Here is a 15,622-nt window from a genome sequence, read left to right on the forward strand (position 1 = left end):
CGGTCGTCTACGCTCGTCCGCGCCTATTCCGCGTACGCGACGATGACGCCGTTGAGGTCGTTGACCGGACCGAGGACGGTGAAGCCGACGCGACCCTGCGGGTAGCCGAGGGCGAGAGCGGCAGCGGAATCGAAGGTGAGCCCGAACGATGTTGCGGACGGATGCGGCAGACCTGCGATCGCGCCACCGACATTGTTGTTGTACGCCCAGACAGTCTCGGCATGACTGAGATCGACGGCGACGCCACCCGGTACGGGCGCGACACCGATCGCGGACGCCGATCCCGATCCGAGCACCGCAAGCCCTGCACTGGCGCCGACAACAATTGCACCGGTAGCAACGTAACGAGCAACACGCATTTCTGCTTACCCCTAATTGATCAGTTCACACGATTTCGAGATGGCGGGAACAGTATGACCCGCGTCACGCTATTCCGCTTCCTCGACCCACCCAAAAACAGGACTCGTCAACGAATCGACGCCGACCCTTCCTCGAGTGCAGCCGCCTATTGCCCTCGACTCGCCGTCTAGCTGGGAAAATGCTGCCCCGGTTGAGACTTGGCTCGGCACTGTTAGTCTCCATGGGCGTCAAGGAGCAACGGGTCCGGTCGGGATACGCTTGCCCTCATACCCGAATCTCAGAAATGGAGCACAACCATGTCGACGATCCTGTTCGATCAACTTCTGCCAGTACTCGGCGCAGAGCAGGCCACCTACTGGGCCCAGGTACTCATGGTCAACCCCATCTGAGACTGCTCTGACGAGGGCCCCCACCGAACGCGGCGGGGGCCTTTCGATGCTTCTGGGGTACGTTTGAGATACCGAATATTCTAGGACGGACGAAATGGACTCTTCCAAAACGACGTCGTCAGATCTCTTCAGCCACATTCCTGCCGAGCAGGCACGTGTCGATTCCGACGAAACGCCGAACGATCAGCCAGTTTTCAGCAGCGCACCGGACAAGCGCCGCAACTCGAACGACGAGAACGACCAGCACTAACAGTTCGTATCGCTCGTGGATCGAGCGAATCTTCTTCTGCCACGGGAACAATTCTCGTTATCCGTGCGCGATGCAATCGGTTTGACATACTCACTTGCCGTGGTCCCACTCGGGTCCACAATGGTCGGTGACCTGCACCTTTTCGGTGGTGGTCCCGCGTCAGATCAGGAGAAGGATTTGATCAACAGCAAGATCACATCTGCAGCAGCCGCAGCTCTCTGTTCCATTGCGCTTGTCGGTGGACTCGCGGCATGCGGGTCGGACGACAAGTCGTCGGACACAACGACGAGTGCCACAACCTCTGCCGAGGCCGCTGGCGGTTCGGGCGGCGCTTCCGCGGTTTCCGTGGGCGGCAAGGAGTGGACGGGCGAGTTCGCGACGACCTGCGCCAAGCAGGGCGACACGTTGGCACTTGCGTTGGCGGACAACGCAAACGAAACCTACGGCACCCTCGGTATTTCGGCGACGGTATCCGGGGAGGACAAGGTGACGGCTGTCCTGATCGGTGGCACCAAAGGCGGTTCGGGTGGCCTGCCGTACGCACTCGGCTTCGGCCAGGGCTTGGCAGGGGGATCTGCGACGGTGAGCAAAGACGGTGACACCTACACGGTCACCGGCGAAGGCGTCGGCGCGGATCTGACGGATCCTTCGAAGACGACGCCGTTCGATATCACCTTCGCCTGCGAGAGCATCGCCGGCGGCTAGCCACAGCAGACACCAGCGCCAAGCGTCCGCCCTACCACCGGTTTTGAACCGGAGGTAGGGCGGACGAGTTGGCGTGTAAGCCGGATCCTGTCCTCCGCGCCGAAGCACAGAGTGGCGACCATCCATCTGGGCACACCGTCGCCGGGTACCTCGAGCAGTCAACCCGCAAGCTCGGGCGAGCAGCCCTCGAACGCCTGCGCAGCTGCATTCACGAGTAATGCAGCCTTCGACCTTGCTCCGGGCGGGGTTTACCTAGCCGCCCCGGTCACCCGGGGCGCTGGTGCGCTCTTACCGCACCGTTTCACCCTCACCGACACTCGCGTGTCGGCGGTCTATTTTCTGTGGCACTGTCCCGCGAGTTACCTCGGGTTGCCGTTAACAACCGCCCTGCTCTGTGGAGTCCGGACTTTCCTCGACAACGGGCCAGCAGATTGTGATCCCGGTTCCCGTCGCCGCGGCCGCCCGGCCAACTCGTCCGCATTCCAGAGGGTACTCGTTATGCTCGGGTGTCATGAACCGCATCGAGGTCACCTTCCAATCCGGTAGCGACACCTGTGCGGCCTGGCTGTATCGCCCGACCAGCGACAGCGACGGCCCGCCCAAGCCGCTCGTCGTCATGGGCCACGGACTCGGCGCCAACCGCGAGATGGGTATCGACCCGTATGCGCAGCGGTTCGTCGCGGCTGGTTTTCTTGTGCTCGCATTCGACTATCGAGGGTTCGGTGCCAGTACGGGTGAGCCCCGCCAGATCCTCGATATCAAGGCACAGCGCGCCGACTGGCACGCCGCAATCGCCTACGCGCGCACGGTTCCCGGAGTCGATCCGAGTCGGATCGCGTTGTGGGGCAGCTCGTTCGGCGGCGGGCATGTCCTTGCGGTCGCAGCCGACGATCCCACGATAGCGGCCGTAGTCAGCCAGTGCCCGTTTACGGACGGCATAGCGTCCGCACTCGCCGTCGGACCTGTGACGCTGGCACGATTGAGTTTTCGCGCGGTGCTCGACCTCGTCGGCTCGGTTGTCGGACGACCCCCGGTCATGGTTGCGCTCGCAGGCGAACACGGCGACGCGGCATTGATGTCCGCGCACGATGTCGTCGCCGGCTACGGCGCTCTGTCGGCCCAGAGTCCGCTCTACCGACCAGAGGTCGCCGCGAGAATCGCGCTGCACGTACCCCTCGACGCGCCTGGACGCAAAGCCAAGAAGCTCGCGATGCCGGTGTTCTACGCGATCTGCGACAAGGACACGGTCGCGCCGGCGGGGCGAACGGCGAAAGTCGCGGCGAACACTCCGCGTGGTGTCGTAAAGCATTACCCCGTTGGGCATTTCGACATCTACGTCGGCGAGCCCTTCGAGCAGACGGTGAAAGACCAGACCGAGTTCCTCGTCGCGAACCTGAAACCGTGAAGGGCGATCGGTGACACGCTACGTAGCGCTGCTGCGGGGCGTGAACGTCGGTGGCATCAGGATGAAGATGGCTGACGTCCGAAAGCTGTTCGAGGACATCGGTTTCACTGCCGTCAAAACGATTCTCGCGTCCGGGAACGTCGTATTCGAGACCGACCGCTCCGATCGCTCGGCGTTGAAAGCAGACATCGAGGGCGCGCTCACCGAGCGTTTCGGCTACGAGGCGTGGATCGTCCTGCACGACACCGACACTGTGCGATCGATCGTCGAGTCGTACCCGTTCGATCCCGAGCGCGACGGTTGGCACCCCTACGTCGTGTTCACCTCCGACGCCGACATCGGCACCGAACTGCGCGACCTTGCTGACACGCTCGATCCCGAGGTCGAGCGAGTGGCTGCAGGCGACGGCGTGGTCTATTGGGAGGTCGAGCGCGGGCAGACGCTGCTCAGCGCTTTCGGCAAAGCCAGTGGCAAGAAGGGCTACAAGTCGACGACGACGACCAGAAACCTGCGTACGTTGCAGAAAATCATCGCCTAGACTCGACTCGTTAGAAACCTTCGTCGATGGTTCCGGCGTACCGCAAAACGCCGCTCACTTATGACACATTTTCTTGTCGAACGACACCTCAACTCTGGGACGGACGCTCCCGCCGAACTGTGAACGCCCCGCGGATACGAACCCGCGGTGAGATCCGGCAGCACCGACGCCCCCGTCGTCACGGTTGCTGGAATCATCTGATTCTTGCGCCGCTGTGGCCTATGCACGGCGTCAATTTGGGCACGTTGCTGCGGACCTGCGACGCGGTCGGTGCCTGTCTGGCGGTCCCGCGGTTGCCATGGGTGCCCGAGGCACTCGAAAGAGGCAATACGTTGCATCGCCCGGCGTGTGTGCATTGGTTTCAGGGAAGCGCCATCAAATGGCTTGCAGGACAACACAACAGCGGCGCGCATATAGTCGGCGTCGAGCTCACCGACGAGTCGATCCGGCTTGCCGACCTACCCGCTGCGCGGCGTCGGACGGTCATCCTGCTCGGCAACGAACGTGATGGCATCCCCGCGGCCGCGCTCGAACATGTCGACGTCGCTGTGGAAATTCCGATGCTCGGATCAGGCAACAGCCTCAATGTCGCGGTCGCCGGTTCCCTCGTCGCCTACAAGGCTGCGGGTTTGCTGTAGCCCTTTCGCGCCCGCTAGTCGAGATGCGCCGTGTCGTTGACCAGACGAACGGATGCGCCGCCGTCCGGGTAGAACTCGACGATGCTGAGCGACGCGAGGTCGAGGTGGAGTCGATACAGCAGCGACGATCCGACGCCGAGCGCAATCTGCAGCAGTGTCTTGATCGGCGTCACATGACTGACAACGACGACGGTCCGGCCGGGGTACTCGGTGACGAGGTGGTCGCGAACGGTTTCGATGCGACCCCGCACCTCCTCGAAACTTTCGCCCATCGGCGGGTGGACCGATGTGTCGGTGAGCCACCGGCGGTGCAGCTCCGGATCACGTTCGGCTGCCTCGGAGAATGTCAAGCCTTCCCAGTCGCCGAAATCGGTCTCGGTGAGTCCGTCGACGACCGTGGGGTCGATACCGAGCCCGACACCGACGGCGGACGCGGTTGCCAGCGCCCGATCCAACGGCGACGAAAGGACGGCAGCGACATCGAACCCTTTGCCCGCAACACGCTTTGCTGCGCGTTCTGCTTGGCTGCGGCCGAGTTCGGTCAGCGCCGGATTGCCACGGCCGGAATAACGCCGGTCGACGGACAACTCGGTCTGACCGTGGCGGACCAGCAGCAGGCGGGTCGGCTCACCGAGGGCGCCGGTCCAGCCGGGTGCGGTGTTCGCGGCAGGCACAGGTGCGGTGTCGTCGAGTGGCCCGTCTTCGGCAGCATCCATCGCCCGGTTGGCAAGCCGGTCGGCATGGGCGTTCTGCGCGCGCGGAATCCAGGTATAGGTCACTCGCGCAAAACGATTCGCCAGCCGACGAGCTTGCTCGGCAAGGTCGATCATGTCGGGATGCTTGACCTGCCAGCGTCCCGACATCTGCTCGACGACCAACTTCGAGTCCATTCGGACGTCGACCTCGTCGGCGCCGATCTCGGCCGCGGCCGCCAAACCTGCTAGCAGACCACGGTATTCGGCCACATTGTTGGTAGCGATTCCGATGGCCTCGAACCGCTCGGCCAGCACGGTCGTCTTGTCGGGGGCGAGCACGACAGCGCCGAACCCGGCGGGTCCTGGATTGCCGCGTGACCCACCGTCTGCCTCGACGATGACACGACCGGTCACAGTCCGGATTCCTTGGTACGGATGAGGATTGCCCCGCATTCGCTGCATCGAACGATTTCCTCGGGCTCCGTCTTCGCGATACGCGCGATCTCGCCACGATCGATTTCGATCCGGCAAGCGCCACAGCGACGCGCTTGCAAAAGGGCGGCACCGGCGCCATGGCGGGCACGCTGACGTTCGTAGATCTCGATCAACTCGGCCGGGAAGTGCTCGATGATCGCCGACCTGTCTGCGGTGCAACGCTTTTCGCTGGCATCGAGGTCGGCGACGGCGTCGTCTCTCCTGCGTCGCTGGTCGATGAGCTCGTCTTCGATTCTGCTCAGCTGCGCACCGGCGTGCTGGTAATCGGCCTCGGACGCCTCGCGTCGTTCCATAACCTCGAGCAGGTCGTCTTCGAGTATCGACTGCCGGCGTTCCAGGCTGCCGAGTTCGTGCTGCAGCTCGGAGAGTTGCTTGGCTGCGACGGTGCCGCTCGCCAGCATCTGCCTGTCCTTCTCCTCGCGCCTGCGGACAGCGTCGACCTCACCCTCCAACTTCTTGATGTCACGGTCGAGGTCGTCCATCGCGATCTGCACGGCGACCGCGGCGTCTTTACGCGCGAGCCGTTCGGTCTCGAGCCGGTCGACCTCCAACTGTTCAGGGAGGGTCTTGCGCCGATGCGCGATCCTTGTCAGCTCTGCGTCGATCTTGGCGAGGTCGAGCAGTTCGTTCTGGATTCGAGGTTCGACATTCACGCTGTGAGGACTCCTGGGTCGATCAATGGGTCGATCATCTCCGGCATCGAGCAGGCGCGGGTGACGCTGCCGACCCACAACCGTACTCCGAGCCCGAGCAACCGAGGTGTCACGTGCCGCCGATCGTCCACGGGTCGGTCCGCAGTTGCGAGACAATGGTCGTCAAGCCCTCCGCACCGAAGGCGGTGTCGAGAACACTCTGGGCTTGTGTGCACCACGGAAACTCGCTCGCCCAGTGGGCGACGTCGACGACGGCCGGCCCTCCTGCCCGCAGGTGCTCGTCGATCGGGTGATGCCGCAGATCGGACGTGACGTACACATCGACGCCGAGCCCGGCAACAGCGCCGAGGAACGAATCACCAGCTCCCCCGCAGACCGCAACTGTCTCGACCATCGCGTCCGGGTCGCCGGCACCGCGAACGCCCCACACCGTTTGCGGCAACGCCGCTCGCACACGTGAGGTGAATTCGCGCAACGACTCCGGTTCGGCCAACCGACCGATCCGGCCGAGCCCCTGCCGCGACGGCAGCGAGGCGTGTTCGAGTACGTCGAAGGCAACTTCCTCGTAGGGGTGGCTCGCCAGCAGCGCATCGAGCACAGCACCTCGCAGGGGCCGTTCGGCTACCAGCTCGAGGCGGGTTTCCTCGACCTTCTCCACGGTGCCGACGCTGCCGAGCACGGGATTCGCCGCTGCACCCGGCCGGAACTGCCCGATCCCTACGGTCTGCCAGCTGCACTCGCTGTAGTTGCCGATCCGTCCCCCACCCGCTGCGAACAGTGCGTCCTGCACGCGCTCGGCGTCGGCGCGGGGCACCATCACGACCCATTTGTCGAGCGTGCGAGCCGAGATCGGCTCGATGACACCGGTGACGGTCAACCCGAGTGCGGCGGCAAGCGCGTCGGACACCCCGGGATCGGCCGAATCCGCGTTGGTATGCGCGGTGAACAGTGCGCAACCGCCCCTGATGAGCTTGTGAATCACCGCACCCTTCGGCGTGTGGGCGCCGACGGTGTCCACACCACGGAGCAGGAGCGGATGGTGCACGACGAGTAGCTGCGCGCCCGCCGCGAGCGCCTCGTCCACTACCGCGTCGGTTGCATCGACGGCGAGCACCACCCGCTCGACCGAGTCGGCGGGGTCCCCACAGACGAGCCCGACCGAATCCCAGTTCTCGGCGAGGCGCGGCGGATACGCATCGTCGAGTGCGGCAATGATTTTCGAGAGTTCGACCGTCATGACCACTCCTTCGATGTCGCAACGCTCAGCGCCTCGCACAGCCTGCGTGAATCGTCGGCTCCGCGCACCGCGACCCTGATGTGGTCGGGACCGAGGCCGGGAAAAGTGTCGCACCGTCGGACCGCAATACCGTTGTCTCGTAAACTTTTTCGCACTCTGTCTCCGTCCGGAACCCGGATCAGCAGGAACGGCCCCGCTGCGGGCAGCGACACCTCGAAGCCCGCTCGGTCGAGCAGACCGACGAGTATCGCCCGATCAGCGCTGATCCGCTCTGCCAGCACCGCTGCTTCGCCAACGGCAGCCTTCTCGTTGCACGCCGCGATCGCCGCCAGCTGCAACGTTCCGAGCGGCCAATGCGGTCGACCGATTCGCAAGCGTGCCAACAATTCCGGCGACCCGAGCAGATAGCCGCACCGCAAACCCGCGAGCGCCCAGGTCTTGGTCAGGCTGCGCAGCACAAGAACGTCCGGATACGACGCACCTGCGAGAGACTCCGGCTCGCCGGGAACCGCATCGGCGAACGCCTCGTCGACCACGACGATTCGCCCGGGACGACGCAGCGCAAGGATCGACGCGCGATCGTGCAGGACCGACGTCGGATTGGTTGGATTGCCGAGCACGACGAGGTCGGCTGCCTCCGGTACGGCCGCCGGGTCGAGCCGGTACGGCGGCGGCAGGATCACCTGTGCGACAGGTACTCCGGCCTCGCGAAGGGCGAGCTCGGGTTCGGTGAAAGACGGGTGGACGACGGCCGCGAGCGTCGACCCGAGCCGCGGCAGCAACGAAAACCCCTCTGCCCCACCGGCAAGCAACAACACCTCGTCCGGAGTGCGTCCGTGCCGATCAGCTACCGACGTGCGAGCGAACAGATCCTCGGCGACACTGGGGTACCGGCCCAATGTCGCAAGTTGCCGGACGAGACGCTCCTGCAACCACGTCGGTGGCGCGGCTCCCTGGACGTTGACAGCGAAGTCGAGCAGGCCGACCTCGGCGTCGACGTCACCATGATGACGCAGTCGTGCCCGCAACTCGGCGTCGTCGGTCACCGCATGGTCCACAACCGACGAGCTTACGGATCGTCGCCGTCGGCGAGAATGGGAGTGTGACTCCCTCAGAATCGACCCCAGTCCTGCCGACGTCAGTTGTCCTGTTCGACCTCGACGGAACGCTCACCGATTCCGCTGCCGGGATCGTGGCTGGTTTCCGTCATGCACTTGCGACGGTCGGCGCTGGCGAACCGCCGCCGGAATTGGTCGCCGATGTGGTCGGTCCGCCGATGGCAGACACGTTTCGCCGGCTCGGTTTCGACGAAGAGACCACGGCCCGCGCTATTGCGGCGTACTTCGAGAGTTACGACACCGGCGGCGGCTGGGCGGACAACGCCGTGTTCGACGGCATCGAACCCATCCTGAGGAAGCTCGTTGCCGGTGGCGTCCGGCTCGGCGTCGCGACGTCGAAGGCGCAGCGGCTTGCGACCAGAATTCTCGAACATTTCGGGCTGGCCGAGTACTTCGAATTCATCGGCGGAGCGAGCGACGACGGCACCCGGCGTGGCAAAGCGGACGTCATCGCGCACACGTTGCGACACCTCGGGATCGAACCCGACGCAGCCGGGACTCCCGACGTCGTCATGGTCGGCGATCGTGATCACGACGTCCACGGTGCGCAGCGCTGGGGTATTCCGACGATCTACGCCGGCTGGGGTTACGGGCAGCCCGGCGAATCGGACGACGCAGCGTGGATCGCATCCACTGTCGCGGACCTGGCGCGCCACTTCCAGCCGTCCGACCCGTCCGACCGCCTGCACATCACGTTCGTCTGCACCGGAAACATCTGCCGCTCGCCCATGGCGGAGAAGATCTTGGAAGGCCATCTGGCGAAGGCCGGGTTCGCCGACCGCGTCCGCCTGAGCAGCGCAGGTACGGGAAGCTGGCATGTCGGCAATCCCGCACAGGAGCGGACCGTTGCGATACTCCGGCGCCACGGATACAGCACTGAGCACGCAGCGGCGACAATCGGCGACGATCATCTCGGCGCTGATCTGGTTATCGCACTCGATACCGGCCACGATCGCGCGTTGGCCCAGCTCGGAGTGCCTACCGAACGGCGGCGGCTGCTGCGTAGTTTCGATCCGGACGCGGACGGACCCGACGTTCCCGACCCGTACTACGGCGACGTCTCCGACTACGAATTGGTCCACCGCCAGATCGAAGCGGCTGTGCCTGGCCTACTGGAATGGGTTCGGCGCGAGTTGGCCGCTACCGTGGACTAGTGCGTCGTCTGAAATTTCTGCTCCGCCCGGGCTGGATCATCCTGGCGCTACTGGTCGCTGCATTCGCCTACCTGTGCTTCAACGTGCTCGCACCGTGGCAGCTCGGCAAGAACACCAGCACCGAGGAGCGCAACAGCCTCATCGAGGATTCGCTCGACTCCGATCCGGTTGCCGTCGAGGAGTTCCTCGGCGCAGGGCTGCCCCGCAAAGAGGACGAATGGCGACGCGTCGTCGTCACCGGTGAGTACGTCCCCGGCAGCGACGTGCTTGTGCGGCTGCGATCCAACGGCGGCACGCCGTCCTACGAAGTGCTCACCGCGGTCCGGTTGAGCGACGGCACAGCGGTCATCGTCGATCGTGGTTACGTCGACGCGGTCGAGGGGACGAAAGCACCGCCGGTCGCGGCGGCGCCGACAGGACCCGTGACCTTGGACGGCCGGATTCGCCTTTCCGAAGGTACGGATCCGAGCAAGAGCCCACTGACGACGGACGGTTATCGCCAGGTCTATTCGATAAACCCGCCGCAGGTGTCCGCATTCGTCGGGTTCCCTCTTGCCGAGGGCTACGTCCAACTCGACGATGCTCAACCCGGCGGCTTCGAGCCGGTACCGCTCCCCCAACTCGACGCCGGACCGTACCTTTCCTACGGCTTGCAGTGGTTGGCGTTCGGCATCATGGCGCCGCTCGGTCTGGCCTATTTCGCGCGGGCGGAACTTCGGGAGCGCCGCAAGGACAAGGAAGCCCGCGCCGACAAACCGGCGCAGTCGCCGATGACCGAACCAGCTGTACAGCCCAACCTTGGCCCCGCCCCGACCGCCAAAGAGACGAAGCTTGCCGATCGGTATGGCAACCGTCGCTGAGCGGGAACTCCCCGAACCGGAGCCGGACGACCTACTCGCGGTCGGCGAAGTCGCTCGGCGAACCGGCGTCGCCGTGTCGGCGCTGCACTACTACGAGACCCTCGGTCTGATCTCGTCCACCCGAACGCCGACCAATCAACGCCGGTATCGACGGCACATGATTCGCCGGATCAGCCTCATCGTGATCGCGAAACGGCTCGGCATTCCACTTGCGACGGTCGCAGGCCTGCTGGCCCCGCTACCGATGGACCGGATGCCGACTCGTGCTGAGTGGCAACGTATTTCGAAGGCATGGAAGCGAACGTTGCAGGAGCGCAGACGTATTCTCGAAGCGTTGGAGCACGAACTGACCGGCTGCATCGGATGTGGTTGTCTTTCGATGAAAGCCTGCAGGCTGCTCAACCCGGACGACGAACTCTCTCGCGAGGGTCCCGGCGCGCGCAGAGTCGAATGATCGACAAGCCCTTGACCTCGAGTCCACTCGAGGCTTTACGTTCGATTCCATGACAAGAACAACGTCCGATGCCTCCGTGGCCCCACCAGCCGGAACCTGGCGCGAACTCGTTACGGGCCGCTACGCGCCCGTGGCGGCAGTGCTCGCAGGCGGCGTCCTGCTCGAAGCAAGCAACGTCTACATCACCACCAGTCTGCTGCCGACGATCGTCGCCGACATCGGCGGCGAAGCGTACTACGCGTGGACGATGACGGCCTTCCTCGTCGCCTCGATCATGTCCGCGATGCTCGTCAGTCGTGTTCTGACCCAGCGTGGTTCGGTGACCTCGTACGTCCTCGCATTCGGTTTGTTCGCGGCGGGTTCGTTGATCTGCGCGGTGAGCCCGAACATCTTCGTGCTGCTCGTCGGGCGAGCCGTTCAAGGTCTCGGTGGCGGATTGCTTGCAGGGCTCGGCTACGCGCTGCTGCAACGTGCACTGCCGGAACGTCTGTGGGCGCGTGGCGCGGCGTTGGTATCGGCCATGTGGGGCGTCGGCAACGTGGTCGGGCCTCTCGCCGGCGGGTTGTTCGCACAGTTCGACGCCTGGCGCGGCGCCTTCGTCGCCCTTGTGATCGCCTGTGCCGTATTGATTTTCATGACGGTACGAGTCATCCCGCGCACAACGACAGCACGATCGACGGCACCGGTCCCGTTCGGATCGCTCGTGCTGTTGACCGCGGCCGTCGGTGCGGTGAGCGTTGCGGGCATCGTGCCGCGCGGCGTTGCTACGGTCGCTGCCGTCCTCGTCGGGATCGGGTTGGGCGTGTGGTTCCTACGCCACGATCGACACGCACGGGGTTCGGTACTGCCTGCTGTTGCGTTCGACCGCGGATCACCGTTGCCGTGGGTCTACCTCACGGTCGGGGTCCTCGCGTTCGGGATCGGAACAGAGGCCTTCATCCCGTACTTCGGCCAGGAGATCGGCCACCTCGCGCCGTTGACGGCCGGATTCCTCGGCGCCGCAATATCGTTCGGCTGGTCCCTGACGCAGGTCGCCAGCGCGACGGCGACCAAGGCTCGCACCGTACGACTGTTGACCGTTGCGGGGCCACTGGTGCTTGCCGTTGGCTTGGCGACCTATGGCGCCTTGACGGTTGCCGACCCCGGCACCTGGCTGATCGTCGGTTGGTTCGTGGCGTTGTTCGTGGCAGGGAGCGGAATCGGCACCGCATTCCCGCATCTCACGGTCAGCGCACTCGGCAGTGGTGGCACCGAGGAGGAGGGCGCGAAGGCCGCGTCGGGCATCAACACGGTCTTCATCATCGCCAGCGCGTTCAGCGCCGCACTTGCCGGAGTGCTGGTGAACCTCGGAGACACCGCTGTCCGTTCGGCGCATCTGCTGCTGTTCGCCTTCGCGATACTGACCATCGCGGGAATTGTCCCGGCGAGCAGGGCTGCAGCTGGCCGAATCAAGGCCTAACGCCGCAGCGCGCGCACGCCGAATGCAACAGCGACGGAACCGAATTGGACGATCGCAGACAAGCGCACCGCGCGCCGCAGGTCGGCCGCGGTCGGCGCCGGTCCGGAGCCGAGCATGGGACGCAGTTCGAGTCCGTGTCGGTACCGCGTCGGACCGCCGAGGGTGACGCCGAGCGCGCCGGCCGTAGACGCTTCGACGACGCCGGCATTCGGACTCGGATGTGCGCCGGCGCCCGCTCGCCAAGCTTGAACAACGGCCGCAGGTGATCCGCCGACAAGAGGCGCGGAGACGACGGTCAACAACCCGGCAAGCCGAGCCGGGATCCAGTTCGCGACATCGTCGAGTCTCGCACTTGCCCAACCGAACTGCCGATAGCGCTCGTTGCGGTAACCGACCATCGCGTCGAGGGTGTTCACCGCCCGGTAGCCGAGCAAGCCTGGCGCCCCGGCGACAGCGCCCCAGAAGATCGGCGCAACCGTTGCGTCGGAGGTGTTTTCGGCGATCGACTCGAGCGCGGCCCGCGCGAGACCCGCCGAGTCGAGCACCTCGGGATCGCGACCGCACAGCGACGGCAGCAACTCTCGCGCTCGGCCGAGATCGTCGGCCTCCAAGGCATCTGCCATCGCATTGCCAACTCGCACCAGCGATGTACCGCCGAGGACGGCCCAGGTCGAGATTGCAACCGCCGCAATGCCACCGCGCCGTAAAACGATTCCCACGGCGACCGCCGAACCGACGAGCGCCCCGGTGTACACGATTCCGGCAGCCCTGGCGTCACGGTAGACGCGGGGTTCCAATGCTGTTGCCGCAGTGCCGAAACCCGCGACGGGATGAAACCGCCGCGGGTCACCGAACCTGCGATCGGCGCCGTAGCCGAGTGCAAGCCCGATGGCCGCGGCGGTTCCCTTGTTCATGCAGCCGAGGTTACGGTCCCCTTCGATAATCCCGTGCGTCAGGCCGCGACGACCGCATCCCCGAGCAGGCGACCGTCGTGTGCCGACAGGCCGTGTGCCAGCGCCGGATCGTTGGCACACGCCTTGCGCCAGCCGCGGTCGGCGAGTGCGACGACGTACGGCAACGTTGCGTTGGTGAGCGCGTAGGTCGACGTGTTGGGCACGGCGCCGGGCATGTTCGCCACGCAGTAGAAGACCGAGTCGGCGACGCGGTAGGTCGGGTCGCTGTGTGTGGTCGGCCGCGATGCTTCGAAGCAACCGCCCTGATCGATGGCGACGTCGACGAGTACCGAGCCGGGCTTCATCTGTGCGACGAGTTCGTTGGAGACGAGCTTGGGTGCCTTCGCGCCGGGTACCAGCACTGCGCCGATCACGAGGTCGGCCTCGCGCACCGCGCGCTCCAATTCGAACTTGTTGGAGACGACAGTTGTGACGCGACCGTCGAACAGTGCGTCGACCGCCCGCAACCGAGCGATGTTCAGGTCGAGCATCGTGACCTGCGCGCCCATGCCGACGGCGATCGTCGCGGCGTTCGTGCCTGCGACACCTGCGCCGATGACAACGACACTTGCGGGACGAACACCGGGGACGCCACCGATGAGGACGCCGGCGCCGCCGCCCGCCTTCATGAGGTGGTACGCACCGGCCTGCACGGAGAGTCGGCCGGCGACCTCACTCATGGGTGCAAGCAACGGCAGCGAACCGTCGGCGGCCTGCACCATCTCGTAGGCGATGGCCGTTGTGCCGGACTGCAGGATCGCGTCGGTGCATGCCTGCGAAGCAGCGAGGTGCAGGTAGGTGAACAGCACCTGGTCGCGGCGCAGACGCGAATACTCCTCCGCGATCGGCTCTTTGACCTTGAGCAGCAGTTCGGCCTCGGCCCAGACGCGCTCGACGTCGGACTCGATATGGGCGCCGACAGCCTCGTAGGCTGCGTCGTCGAATCCCGATCCGACACCTGCGCCTGCTTCGATCACGACGTCGTGGCCGTGTTCGACGAGTTCGTGTGCCCCAGCCGGTGTCAGGGCTACGCGGTACTCGTGATCCTTGACTTCGCGGGGTACTCCGACCTTCATTTTTAACTCCTTGGGTTCGTGACCTTGTGGGGTGAACGAGAACTCGTCGCCGTCGAATACAAGTGTGAAGAACATTCGGAGTAATTGGAATAGTGCTGTATATGATTCTGTAGACTGTCGAAATGTCGCCTGAATATTCACCTACGGCCCCCCGCAGCGCGGTCTCACCGAACGATCTTCGACCGGCGGCCCTCGACGACGTGGACCAGATCCTCGTCGACGCGCTGCGGCGCGATGCGCGGATGCCCAACAACGCACTTGCGGCACTGGCGGGCATCGCGCCGTCGACTGCTCTCGGGCGGGTGCGCTCGCTGATCGAACGCGGAGTGATCCGCGGCTTTCACGCCGACATCGACCCGCGTGCACTCGGCCGCGGACTGGAGGCGTTGATCTCGGTCCGCCTGCAGGCGCACGCACGCAAGCACGAGGCCTTCACCCGCCGCATCGCGAAGCTGCAGGAGGTCGTCGACATCTACTTCATCGCGGGCGCGAACGACTACCTGCTGCACATTGCTGTGCTCGACGCACATTCGCTGCGCGACTTCGTCATCGAACACCTCGGCGCGGATCCGGAGGTCGCAGGAACCGAGACCACCCTCATCTTCGAACACCTGCGACCCCGGCCATGAGGCGTCTGCGAGAAGGTGTGCAAACCTGATGCCATGAAAATACAACTCGGCGACGACGCGCCGGATGTCGACGACACCGCCTGGATCGCACCTAACGCGACCGTGATCGGCAAGGTCCGCCTCGATGCCGAGGTCAGCATCTGGTACGGCGCCGTGGTCCGTGCCGACCTCGAAACGATCACCATCGGCGCGAAGACCAACATTCAGGACGGCTGCGCGCTGCACTCCGATCCAGGCTTTCCGCTTGTCGTCGGATCCGGTGTATCGGTCGGGCACAACGCGATCCTGCACGGCTGCACGATCGGCGACGACGTCCTTGTCGGCATGGGGGCCACCATCCTCAACGGTGCGAAAATCGGTGCCGGCACCTTGATCGGCGCGAACGCGCTTGTGCCTGAAGGCGCCGACATCCCGCCCGGCTCCCTCGTCGCCGGCCTGCCCGCCAAGGTGCGTCGCGAACTGAGCGAAGCCGAGGGTAATCACATCAAGCTCAACGCTGCTGTGTACCTGCACAACAAGTCGATCCACGAGGGCGGCCGCGAAATCCGATGACG

Annotated in this window: 18 protein-coding genes, 1 other RNA gene and 1 pseudogene; 12 read left to right on the forward strand and 8 right to left on the reverse strand. The window is 65.0% G+C overall.

Annotation, left to right across the window (positions count from 1 at the left end):
• Positions 1 to 23: 23 nt before the first annotated feature.
• The gene (locus JGU71_RS23315) at positions 24 to 359 is read right to left on the reverse strand and encodes a hypothetical protein (protein ID WP_199706884.1); all 336 of its coding nucleotides are present in this window, start codon (positions 357 to 359) and stop codon (positions 24 to 26) included.
• A gap of 484 nt (positions 360 to 843) precedes the next feature.
• Between JGU71_RS23315 and JGU71_RS23320 the strand changes: the two genes are divergently transcribed.
• Positions 844 to 999, forward strand: coding sequence for a hypothetical protein (locus JGU71_RS23320; protein WP_199706885.1), 156 nt, complete (start codon positions 844 to 846; stop codon positions 997 to 999).
• A gap of 120 nt (positions 1,000 to 1,119) precedes the next feature.
• Positions 1,120 to 1,704, forward strand: a complete 585-nt coding sequence (locus JGU71_RS23325; protein ID WP_199706957.1) for a lipoprotein LpqH — start codon at positions 1,120 to 1,122, stop codon at positions 1,702 to 1,704.
• Positions 1,705 to 1,764: 60 nt separating this feature from the next.
• Here the strand turns inward: JGU71_RS23325 and rnpB are convergent.
• An RNA gene (gene rnpB / locus JGU71_RS23330) (RNase P RNA component class A) lies at positions 1,765 to 2,178 on the reverse strand.
• A gap of 37 nt (positions 2,179 to 2,215) precedes the next feature.
• Here rnpB and JGU71_RS23335 point away from each other — a divergent pair.
• The 3 genes from JGU71_RS23335 to JGU71_RS23345 all read left to right on the forward strand — a co-directional run bounded on the left by JGU71_RS23335 (position 2,216) and on the right by JGU71_RS23345 (position 4,285).
• Positions 2,216 to 3,109: an alpha/beta hydrolase gene (locus tag JGU71_RS23335; protein WP_199706886.1), complete on the forward strand. Its 894-nt coding sequence runs from the start codon at positions 2,216 to 2,218 to the stop codon at positions 3,107 to 3,109.
• A 10-nt stretch (positions 3,110 to 3,119) separates the two neighbouring features.
• The gene (locus tag JGU71_RS23340; protein WP_199706887.1) at positions 3,120 to 3,647 is read left to right on the forward strand and encodes a DUF1697 domain-containing protein; all 528 of its coding nucleotides are present in this window, start codon (positions 3,120 to 3,122) and stop codon (positions 3,645 to 3,647) included.
• Between the two features lie 221 nt (positions 3,648 to 3,868).
• Positions 3,869 to 4,285, forward strand: a complete 417-nt coding sequence (locus tag JGU71_RS23345) for a TrmH family RNA methyltransferase (protein ID WP_233529938.1) — start codon at positions 3,869 to 3,871, stop codon at positions 4,283 to 4,285.
• Between the two features lie 14 nt (positions 4,286 to 4,299).
• Here JGU71_RS23345 and JGU71_RS23350 read toward each other — a convergent pair whose 3' ends face one another.
• The 4 genes from JGU71_RS23350 to cobC all read right to left on the reverse strand — a co-directional run bounded on the left by JGU71_RS23350 (position 4,300) and on the right by cobC (position 8,423).
• Complete coding sequence (locus tag JGU71_RS23350) at positions 4,300 to 5,394, reverse strand: bifunctional RNase H/acid phosphatase (RefSeq protein WP_372433219.1); 1,095 nt, start codon at positions 5,392 to 5,394, stop codon at positions 4,300 to 4,302.
• The gene (locus JGU71_RS23355) at positions 5,391 to 6,128 is read right to left on the reverse strand and encodes a zinc ribbon domain-containing protein (protein ID WP_199706889.1); all 738 of its coding nucleotides are present in this window, start codon (positions 6,126 to 6,128) and stop codon (positions 5,391 to 5,393) included. Before JGU71_RS23355 ends, JGU71_RS23350 begins: the two co-directional genes overlap by 4 nt.
• 109 nt (positions 6,129 to 6,237) lie before the next feature.
• Complete coding sequence (locus tag JGU71_RS23360; protein WP_199706890.1) at positions 6,238 to 7,365, reverse strand: Nif3-like dinuclear metal center hexameric protein; 1,128 nt, start codon at positions 7,363 to 7,365, stop codon at positions 6,238 to 6,240.
• Complete coding sequence (cobC, locus tag JGU71_RS23365; protein WP_199706891.1) at positions 7,362 to 8,423, reverse strand: Rv2231c family histidinol phosphate aminotransferase CobC; 1,062 nt, start codon at positions 8,421 to 8,423, stop codon at positions 7,362 to 7,364. Before cobC ends, JGU71_RS23360 begins: the two co-directional genes overlap by 4 nt.
• A 44-nt stretch (positions 8,424 to 8,467) precedes the next feature.
• Between cobC and JGU71_RS23370 the strand changes: the two are divergent.
• The 5 genes and pseudogenes from JGU71_RS23370 to JGU71_RS23390 form a co-directional block, all read left to right on the forward strand.
• Positions 8,468 to 9,136, forward strand: a pseudogene (locus JGU71_RS23370) (HAD-IA family hydrolase); the annotation flags it as partial.
• Between the two features lie 36 nt (positions 9,137 to 9,172).
• Positions 9,173 to 9,637 (forward strand): low molecular weight protein-tyrosine-phosphatase, encoded by a 465-nt coding sequence (locus tag JGU71_RS23375; protein ID WP_199706959.1) that lies wholly within the window; start codon positions 9,173 to 9,175, stop codon positions 9,635 to 9,637.
• Positions 9,637 to 10,497: an SURF1 family cytochrome oxidase biogenesis protein gene (locus tag JGU71_RS23380; RefSeq protein WP_199706892.1), complete on the forward strand. Its 861-nt coding sequence runs from the start codon at positions 9,637 to 9,639 to the stop codon at positions 10,495 to 10,497. The genes JGU71_RS23375 and JGU71_RS23380 overlap by 1 nt, the downstream gene beginning before the upstream one ends.
• Entirely contained in the window at positions 10,481 to 10,951 is a 471-nt protein-coding gene (soxR, locus tag JGU71_RS23385) for a redox-sensitive transcriptional activator SoxR (protein WP_199706893.1), read from the forward strand. The genes JGU71_RS23380 and soxR overlap by 17 nt, the downstream gene beginning before the upstream one ends.
• 49 nt (positions 10,952 to 11,000) lie before the next feature.
• A complete protein-coding gene (locus JGU71_RS23390) occupies positions 11,001 to 12,410 on the forward strand; it encodes an MFS transporter (RefSeq protein WP_199706894.1) in 1,410 nt (469 codons plus the stop codon).
• Here the strand turns inward: JGU71_RS23390 and JGU71_RS23395 are convergent.
• Both JGU71_RS23395 and ald read right to left on the reverse strand, forming a co-directional pair.
• A complete protein-coding gene (locus JGU71_RS23395; RefSeq protein WP_199706895.1) occupies positions 12,407 to 13,324 on the reverse strand; it encodes a cobalamin biosynthesis protein in 918 nt (305 codons plus the stop codon). The genes JGU71_RS23390 and JGU71_RS23395 overlap by 4 nt on opposite strands.
• Before the next feature lie 38 nt (positions 13,325 to 13,362).
• Positions 13,363 to 14,439: an alanine dehydrogenase gene (gene ald, locus JGU71_RS23400; RefSeq protein ID WP_199706896.1), complete on the reverse strand. Its 1,077-nt coding sequence runs from the start codon at positions 14,437 to 14,439 to the stop codon at positions 13,363 to 13,365.
• Between the two features lie 122 nt (positions 14,440 to 14,561).
• Here ald and JGU71_RS23405 point away from each other — a divergent pair, with 122 nt between their 5' ends.
• The gene (locus JGU71_RS23405; RefSeq protein WP_199706897.1) at positions 14,562 to 15,068 is read left to right on the forward strand and encodes an Lrp/AsnC family transcriptional regulator; all 507 of its coding nucleotides are present in this window, start codon (positions 14,562 to 14,564) and stop codon (positions 15,066 to 15,068) included.
• A gap of 33 nt (positions 15,069 to 15,101) precedes the next feature.
• Positions 15,102 to 15,620, forward strand: coding sequence for a gamma carbonic anhydrase family protein (locus JGU71_RS23410; protein WP_199706898.1), 519 nt, complete (start codon positions 15,102 to 15,104; stop codon positions 15,618 to 15,620).
• Positions 15,621 to 15,622 lie beyond the last annotated feature (2 nt).

The organism is Antrihabitans stalagmiti, assembly GCF_016482825.1.
GTDB lineage: Bacteria > Actinomycetota > Actinomycetes > Mycobacteriales > Mycobacteriaceae > Antrihabitans > Antrihabitans stalagmiti.